7 protein-coding genes are annotated in these 7,532 nt (G+C 71.5%); 5 read left to right on the top strand and 2 right to left on the bottom strand.

Features of this window, described 5'->3' with window-relative positions; genetic code table 11:
• The first annotated feature begins 670 nt into the window (after positions 1 to 670).
• The gene (locus ABZW32_RS22355; RefSeq protein ID WP_356218357.1) at positions 671 to 2,170 is read left to right on the top strand and encodes a M1 family metallopeptidase; all 1,500 of its coding nucleotides are present in this window, start codon (positions 671 to 673) and stop codon (positions 2,168 to 2,170) included.
• Positions 2,171 to 2,212: 42 nt separating this feature from the next.
• Here the strand turns inward: ABZW32_RS22355 and ABZW32_RS22350 are convergent, their stop codons facing one another.
• Positions 2,213 to 3,097, bottom strand: coding sequence for an oxygenase MpaB family protein (locus ABZW32_RS22350; protein WP_356218355.1), 885 nt, complete (start codon positions 3,095 to 3,097; stop codon positions 2,213 to 2,215).
• 196 nt (positions 3,098 to 3,293) lie between these two features.
• Between ABZW32_RS22350 and sph the strand changes: the two genes are divergently transcribed.
• Positions 3,294 to 4,283: a sphingomyelin phosphodiesterase gene (gene sph, locus ABZW32_RS22345; protein ID WP_356218353.1), complete on the top strand. Its 990-nt coding sequence runs from the start codon at positions 3,294 to 3,296 to the stop codon at positions 4,281 to 4,283.
• A gap of 74 nt (positions 4,284 to 4,357) precedes the next feature.
• The gene (locus ABZW32_RS22340; RefSeq protein ID WP_356218351.1) at positions 4,358 to 5,023 is read left to right on the top strand and encodes an HAD family hydrolase; all 666 of its coding nucleotides are present in this window, start codon (positions 4,358 to 4,360) and stop codon (positions 5,021 to 5,023) included.
• Between the two features lie 188 nt (positions 5,024 to 5,211).
• Here the strand turns inward: ABZW32_RS22340 and ABZW32_RS22335 are convergent, their stop codons facing one another.
• A complete protein-coding gene (locus ABZW32_RS22335; RefSeq protein WP_356218349.1) occupies positions 5,212 to 6,432 on the bottom strand; it encodes a helix-turn-helix domain-containing protein in 1,221 nt (406 codons plus the stop codon).
• A gap of 157 nt (positions 6,433 to 6,589) precedes the next feature.
• Here ABZW32_RS22335 and ABZW32_RS22330 point away from each other — a divergent pair, with 157 nt between their 5' ends.
• Together ABZW32_RS22330 and ABZW32_RS22325 are read left to right on the top strand one after the other, a co-directional pair.
• On the top strand, positions 6,590 to 6,913 hold the full coding sequence (locus ABZW32_RS22330; RefSeq protein ID WP_356218347.1) for a DUF6415 family natural product biosynthesis protein: 324 nt from the start codon (positions 6,590 to 6,592) through the stop codon (positions 6,911 to 6,913).
• Between the two features lie 110 nt (positions 6,914 to 7,023).
• The gene (locus tag ABZW32_RS22325) at positions 7,024 to 7,503 is read left to right on the top strand and encodes a hypothetical protein (protein ID WP_356218345.1); all 480 of its coding nucleotides are present in this window, start codon (positions 7,024 to 7,026) and stop codon (positions 7,501 to 7,503) included.
• The last annotated feature ends 29 nt before the right edge of the window (positions 7,504 to 7,532 follow it).

Genomic DNA, 7,532 nt, shown 5'->3' with positions numbered 1-7,532 from the left:
CGCCCACGCTCGGGCACCGCCCACGCTCGGGCACCGCCCACGCTCGGGCACCGCCCACGCTCGGGCACCGCCCACGCTCGGGCACCGCCCAGGGGGCGAGTGCCCGTCCGGGGCCTCGGTGTCCGCTTCGGCCTGGCGCACGACCGCGTCGGCGGGACGCCCGCCCGCCCGCTCGCGCGCAGTCCGCGGGTGGCGGCCCGGCGGCGCCGGGCGGTCGGCGGGGTCCACCTGACGCCGGGTCTGCCGCGGCCCTGCCCCCGCTGCACCCTGAGCGCGCCGGGGCCGACTGCCGAGATCCGGCCAATGTGTTCCCGGCCGGTGACGGTACGGCAGGAGGGGCCGACAGACCGGAAGTCGCCCCCCGTGCCGCCGCCGTGCCACCTCCACGGGCCGGGGGCGGCCTGGTGCGCGTACCCGTACCGGGACCCGCACCCGGACCGCGCCGGACCGTTCGACGAGCCCCCGTCACCCGCGCGGCGGAACCCCCGCCATGTCCGGATTTCGATATACCGGCGCCCGTCCGGCCGGGCCACCGGCCCCCGCTTCCTTGCGGCCGGATGGCGATCGTGTGACATCAGGGGCCATGGACATGACCTGAGCGGCCAGGGGTGAATACGGTCGGACGACCAGACCCGAACCGATCTGCCTCCCCTACCCCTTGGAGCTCTTCGTGCGCCGCAAAGTCATCGCCCCGAGCGTGCTCGCCGCCTCCCTGCTGCTGGTGATCCCGGCGTCGGCGGCCGGCGCCGGTCCGGGTGCCCCGGGTATCGGCGACCCCTACTACCCGGCCAGCGGGAACGGCGGGTACGACGTCTCCCACTACGACCTGCGCCTGCAGTACCAGCCGAAGACCGACCTCCTGGAGGGCACGGCCACCCTCCTGGCCACCGCCAAGCAGGACCTGTCCCGCTTCAACCTGGACTTCGGCCTCAAGGTCAGCGAGATCCGCGTCAACGGCGTCAAGGCGAAGTTCGCCACCTCCGGGACCCAGGAGCTGGAGGTCACCCCGGCCCAGCCGCTGCAGAAGGGGAAGGAGGCCTCCGTCGTCGTCAAGTACTCCGGCAAGCCCTCGGAGTACAAGGTCGACGGCTGGTCCGCCTGGCAGCGCACCCCGGACGGCGGCATCGCGGCGCAGGAGCCCGACTCGGCGGCCTGGTGGTTCCCGAGCAACGACCACCCGCTGGACAAGGCCACCTTCGACGTGTCCGTCAACGTCCCGGACGGCACCCAGGCCATCAGCAACGGCGTGCTCCAGTCGCAGAGCTCCCGGCTGGGCTGGACCCGGTACAACTGGCGCTCCAACAAGCCGCAGGCCACCTACCTGGCCACCCTCGCGGTCGGCAAGTTCGACATCACCACCGACAAGACCGCGAGCGGTCTGCCCGTCCTGAACGCGTACAGCAAGGACCTCGGCGACAACGCGGGCGCGGCGCGCGCGAGCGTGGAGCGGACCACCGAGGTCGCGGAGTGGCTGGAGGGGGTCTTCGGCCCGTACCCGTTCAACGCGCTGGGCGGCTACGTCCCGAACGTGCCCTCCGGTTTCGCGCTGGAGACGCAGACGCGGCCGTTCTACAGCCCGCGCCAGTTCGCCAACGGGGCGAACGTCTCGGTGGTCGTGCACGAGCTGGCCCACCAGTGGTACGGCGACAGCGTGTCGGTCGACAACTGGAAGGACATCTGGGTCAACGAGGGCTTCGCCCGCTACAGCCAGTGGCTGTGGTCGGAGAAGGAGGGCGAGGGCACCGCGCAGGAGCTCGCCGACTGGACGTACGCCTCCCGCCCGGCCGAGGACCCGTTCTGGCAGGTCAAGCCGGGTGACCCGGGTGCGGAGAACCAGTTCCACGGGGCCGTGTACGACCGCGGCGCCATCGCGATCCAGGCGCTGCGCAACGAGATCGGCGACGAGAAGTTCTTCAAGATCCTCAAGGGCTGGCCGACCGAGCGCGCCTACGGGAACGCCAAGGTCGGGGACTTCGTCCGGTACGCGGAGAAGATCTCGGGCAAGCCGCTCGCCCAGCTCTTCGAGACCTGGCTGTACACCCCGGGCAAGCCCGCCTTCGGCGCCCCCGCCGCCAAGCCGGGCGCCCGCTCGCAGGCCCCGGCCAAGCCCGCCGTGGAGCCGAAGTCCTGGAAGAAGATCGTCGCGACGAACGACATCCACGAGCACTGATCCGGCCCGGGAACGGGAACGGACGCGCGCGCCGGTGCCCCCTCAGCGGGTGCCGGCGCGCCGTCGTGCGCGGGCGGTGCGGGCGAGCGGCAGGTAGCGCAGCCGCTCGGGCAGCAGCGGTACCAGGATCCGTAGGGCCGTACTCATCCGCCGGAGCCGGCGCTCCTGCCCGGGGGTCCACTCCAGGCCGAGGACGGCCCGCGCGTCGGGCGGCATGAACCCGACGGTGACGAAGGCCCGGAAGCGCAGGTACGCGGTCCGCAGCAGCGGCCAGGAGACCCGCAGCAGCAGCCCGGCGACCGGGGAGGCGAGCTCGGGACGGGGCAGGTCCGCGTCGGTGGCGAGCAGCTCGCGGGCCACCTTGGTGGGCTCGATCTCCTCGGCCAGCATCCGCCGGTAGTACGGCCAGAACTCCTCGACCGTCTGGGGCATGTCCCGGTCGCGGAGCCCGAGGATCCGGCCCACCTGGAGCCACTCGCGGTAGAGCTGGCGCTCCTGGACGGGGGTGATGCGGCGGAACAGGTACCGCCCGGAGTACAGGGCGATGGGGAAGCCGGTGGCGTGCACCCAGGCGTAGCAGGCAGGGTCGAGGGAGTGGTAGCGGCGCCCCCGGGTGTCGGTGCCCTGGATCTCCTTGTGCAGCCGGCGCACCCGACGGCCCTCGGCGGCGGCCTCGTCCCCGCCGTACACCCACAGCATGACCGAGCGCAGGGAGCGTTCGCCGCGCCCCCAGGGGTCGGTGCGGAAGACGGAGTACTGGTCGACGCCGGCGCCGACGGCCGGGTGGGCGACCTGGAGGGTGAAGGCGGCGGGCAGGGTGAGCAGCGAGCGGATGTCCCCTGCGGTGGTCCACAGCACCCCGCCGGGCGGGGGCGGCTCGGGGTCGCTCCGGCGGCTCGCGGCCGCTTCCCTGGTGTGCGTGGTCATCCGTGCTCCCCCGGTGTTCGTGCGTCGTTCTCCCTCCATTATCGCCGCCTCGGGGCCCGCGTACCGCCCGGCCGGCGCCCGGCCCCACGTTGTCGTGGCCCGGACAGAAAGTCTTGTCATGGGTGTTACCCCGAAGTAACCGCGGCTGCTTGGATGACGGCGTCGATCTTCCCCCGCAGGAATGACGGAGACCTTCATGCTGCTCACCCCGAACCGCCGCAACCGGGCCGCCGCCACGGCCGTCGCGGCGATCGCCGCCGGCACGCTGGCCCTCACCACCGCCCCCGCGGCCAGCGCCGCCGGTACCGGTGCGACGCCCCGGCTCAGCGTACTGACGTACAACACGTTCCTGATGAGCAAGAACCTGTACCCGAACTGGGGCCAGGACCACCGCGCTTCGGAGATCCCCAAGGCCTCCTTCTTCCAGGGCCACGACGTGGTCGTCCTCCAGGAGGCCTTCGACAACGGCGCCTCGGACGCGCTGAAGGCGAACGCGGCCGCGCAGTACCCGTACCAGACGCCGGTCGTGGGCCGCAGCAAGAGCGGCTGGGACGCGACGGGCGGCTCCTACTCCTCCACCACCCCGGAGGACGGCGGCGTCACGGTCCTGAGCAAGTGGCCGATCGTCCGCAAGGAGCAGGTGGTCTACAAGGACGCCTGCGGCGCCGACTGGTGGTCCAACAAGGGCTTCGCGTACGTGGTGCTGGACGTCAACGGCACCAAGGTGCACGTGGTCGGCACCCACGCCCAGTCCACCGACCCGGGCTGCGGCGCGGGCGAGGCGGCGCAGATGCGCGCCCGGCAGTTCCGGGCCATCGACGCCTTCCTGGACGCCAAGAACATCCCGGCGGCCGAACAGGTCATCGTGACGGGCGACATGAACGTCGACTCGCGCAGCCCCGAGTACGCGACCATGCTCGCCAACGCCGACCTGGCCGACGCCGACAGCCGTACGGGCCACCCGTACTCCTTCGACACGGCGCTCAACTCGATCGCGAACTACCGCTACCCGACGGACCCCCGCGAGGACCTGGACTACGTCCTGTACCGCAAGGGCAACGCCCGCCCGGCGAACTGGAACAACAACGTGGTCAAGGAGCAGTCGGCCCCCTGGACGGTCTCCAGCTGGGGCACCTCCTACACCTACTCAAACCTTTCGGACCACTACCCTCTCATCGGCTCCTGACCACGGAGCCCCCTCCCGCCCCGGGCAGGAGGGGGCCCTGTCGTACGTCCGGGGCCGTCACTAGGCTGGCCCGCATGACGATTCGCGCTGTGGTCTTCGACGTCGGCGAGTGCCTGGTGGACGAGACCCGGGAGTACGGGACCTGGGCGGACTGGCTCGGCGTCCCGAGGCACACGTTCGCGGCCGTGTTCGGGGCGGTCATCGCCCAGGGGTGCGACTACCGGGATGTGTTCCAGGAGTTCCGGCCGGGATTCGATCTCGCCGAGCAGCGTGAAGCGCGGGCCGCCGCCGGCAAGCCGGAGTGGTTCGGCGAGGACGACCTCTACCCCGACGTGCGCCCCGCCCTCGCCCGGCTCCGTGCGGACGGCCTGTGGCTCGCCATCGCCGGGAACCAGACGGTTCGCGCCGGCGGGCTGTTGCGCGAACTGTTCACGAAGGACGTGGACCTGATCGGCACCTCTGACGACTGGGGCGCCTCGAAGCCGGACCCCGCGTTCTTCGAGCGCGTCGCCGCCGTCGTCCCGGCCGAGCCCTCGGAGATCCTCTACGTCGGCGACCGGGTCGACAACGACCTGCGCCCCGGCGCCGCCGCGGGAATGCACACCGCGCTCGTCCGCCGGGGCCCGTGGGCCACGATCCAGTGGGACAGCGCCGAGGCCCGCGAGCTGCCGACCTTCCGCATCGAGAGCCTCGCTGAACTGTCGCCCCTGATCGCCGAGTTCAACACGCGAGACCGCTGACCACCGCACCCCAGCCGTAGAGCCGGTCGTCGAGGTCGCGGACGTACGCCTCTTGCTCCCACAGACATCCTCTACTGCACTGCCAGGTCCGCGACCTGCGGTCGGAGCCGAAGGGGCGAGCTGCGGCCGTCCTGCACGAGGCACCCGGCTGCGCCGAGGGGCGGGCGGGGCTCGGACGTGCATGCACCTCAGTCGAGTTCGGCGAGCATGTCCACCAGCGCCCTGCCCTCGTGAGCCCCACGCCGCAGGAGGAGACCGCCCACCTTGTGCAGCTCACCCCAGGCATGCGGCCGGCCGATCTCGGAGGCATCGCCGATCACGCCGAGTGCCGTTGTCAGGGCTGCCTGCGCCTCCCCGGCACCCGCATAAGCGTGGGCGAGGCAGGATCCGTACCAGGCCCGGTCGCGGCGGAATTCCGGTGCGAACCCGATCAGTCCCTGCGTCAGATGCGCGATGGCGCTGTTCCAGTCCTTCAGGTGCAGGTCGGCCATGCCACGCTGCGCCGCGAACCAGGACTCGCCGTAGAAGTAGAGCCACGGTGGTGCGTCCGTGGCGTTGGCGATGATCAACTGTGCTTCTTCCAGCCGTCGGTAGGCCTCGTCCCCGTCACCTTCGAGAGCGTGACCGCGGCCGATCATCTGTACGGCCATGGCCCGGGTGGCCTCACTCGCTCCGGCCGTGGACGCGGCGGCGGCGCCCAGTCGGACGCAGCGGCGACCGTTGCCCTGGGACCAGGCCAGGTGCGCCTTCATGCTCATGGTCGTGGCGGCCATGTCGCCGTACCCGGATTCCAGCGCCCAGTCATAGGACCGGTCGAACCAGCCCAACGCCACAGGCGCGTTGTCCTGGTCCTGCGCCATCCAGGCGAGGAACTGCGCATACTCGGCCATGATCTTGACGAGCTTGTCCGCGAGTGGCCCCCGCGCCTGGTCGTAGAGTCCGGCAACCGCTTCGAACTGCGTGGCGACCACGGAGTTCATGACCCGCGAACCCAACGTGTCCTCGGCCCGCCGGTGCTCCGCCAGAAGACGCTCCATCGCCGCGAGCGACGGCGCGTCCAGCCGCATGCCCGACGAGGTCACCTGACGTAGACGCACGGCCTCCGGATCAGCCACTACGCCGGGCAGGAAGAGGGAAGGAAGGGGCATCTCCGGCTCAACGCCTCCCAGCAGTTCGGCGGGGACCCCGAGGCCCGCGATGATCCGCTGACGGACCTCTACGGAGGTCACCTCGCGCCTGCGGTTCTCGATCGCGGAGATGTCGGACTGCGCCAGGCCCACCACGGCACCCAATGTGCTCTGGCTGCTGCGCGTCACCTTCCGCCAGGCCCTCAGCAACCCCGACCAGTCCTCCGCTGCTGCAGCCGCCCGCAGTTCGGGGTGGACCCAGACGTCCGGCTCAGACTCCATGCTCGAAATATAGGACGGCCCTATAGGACGCGGCAGTGGATCCGCCCGGAAGGCACCCGACATCGTGGTTTCACGCCGGGCGCCCACCGGTACCCAGGGGCGCACTGGCCAGACAGTTCTGTTCCACCACCCGCTGACGACGGTAGGGAGCACCGGCATGGATTCCGGCGAGACGCAGATCGAGGGGCTCATCGGGCGGGCGCTGGCCCCCTACTCGGAACGGCCGGACGCCGAAGGCGTCGCCCGTCTCACCGCCGACTTGGTCGCGAGCGGGCAGGCCCTGTACGCCCACGTCTCCGCGATCCCGCCCGGCCGGCGGACGGAACGCGCCCACGCGTCCCTCGCCGAGTGGTCGTACTTCGCCGACGCCGGCCCGACGGGGCGGGGTGACCACGCGGCCTGGAACCACGCACGCGTCCTGGCCCGCATCCTGCGGAACATGCTCACGGCCGTCGAGCAACAGTCGAGCCGGGTCCGGTGACCGAGCACCTGCGGCAACTGCTGTACGTCGTGGTCCTGCTCGGCGCGCTCGCCGTCATCGTCTCCGGAACCCACTGATCCCGCATCCCGTCCGACCGAAAGGACAGCACCATGACCACGCCCACCGCCCTGAAGCCGTCCGCCCTCCACCTCCTCTCCGAGGAAGGGTTCGCCCGGGTGGTCCACCTCGTACAGCGCGACAACGACGGCGTCGAGGAGGCACTCGCCGTCCGCATCGTCGACGAGGCTCTGAAGTTCGTGGCCGCCGCGACCCGGGCCACGGGACGGCACCTGCGACCGTCCAAGCTGGTCGACCTCGGATGGCACGCCCTCATCCTCCACACGGCCATGTACCGGGAGCTGTGCACGGCGGGCGGCCGCTTCGTCGACCACCGCCCGGAGGGCCCGGACACGTTGCGGCGCGACGCCGCCACGCTGGCCCTCACGATGGACGCGATCAGGGAGGCCGGCTACGAGCCGGACGCCTACCTGTGGGGGCTCCTGGCCGACACGGAGATCCACGCCGGGGACTGCATGCACAGCGAGTGCACGGAGGGTGGATCCGCCTGCGCCGCCCCGCCCTCAGCCTGACCCGCCCGGCCCGATCCCACTACAGTCGA

The organism is Streptomyces sp. NPDC004667, from assembly GCF_040609475.1.
In the GTDB taxonomy this organism is placed as follows: Bacteria; Actinomycetota; Actinomycetes; order Streptomycetales; family Streptomycetaceae; genus Streptomyces.
The sequence above is the reverse complement of the archived record's forward strand: the minus strand, read 5'-3'. Positions and strand labels throughout refer to the sequence as shown.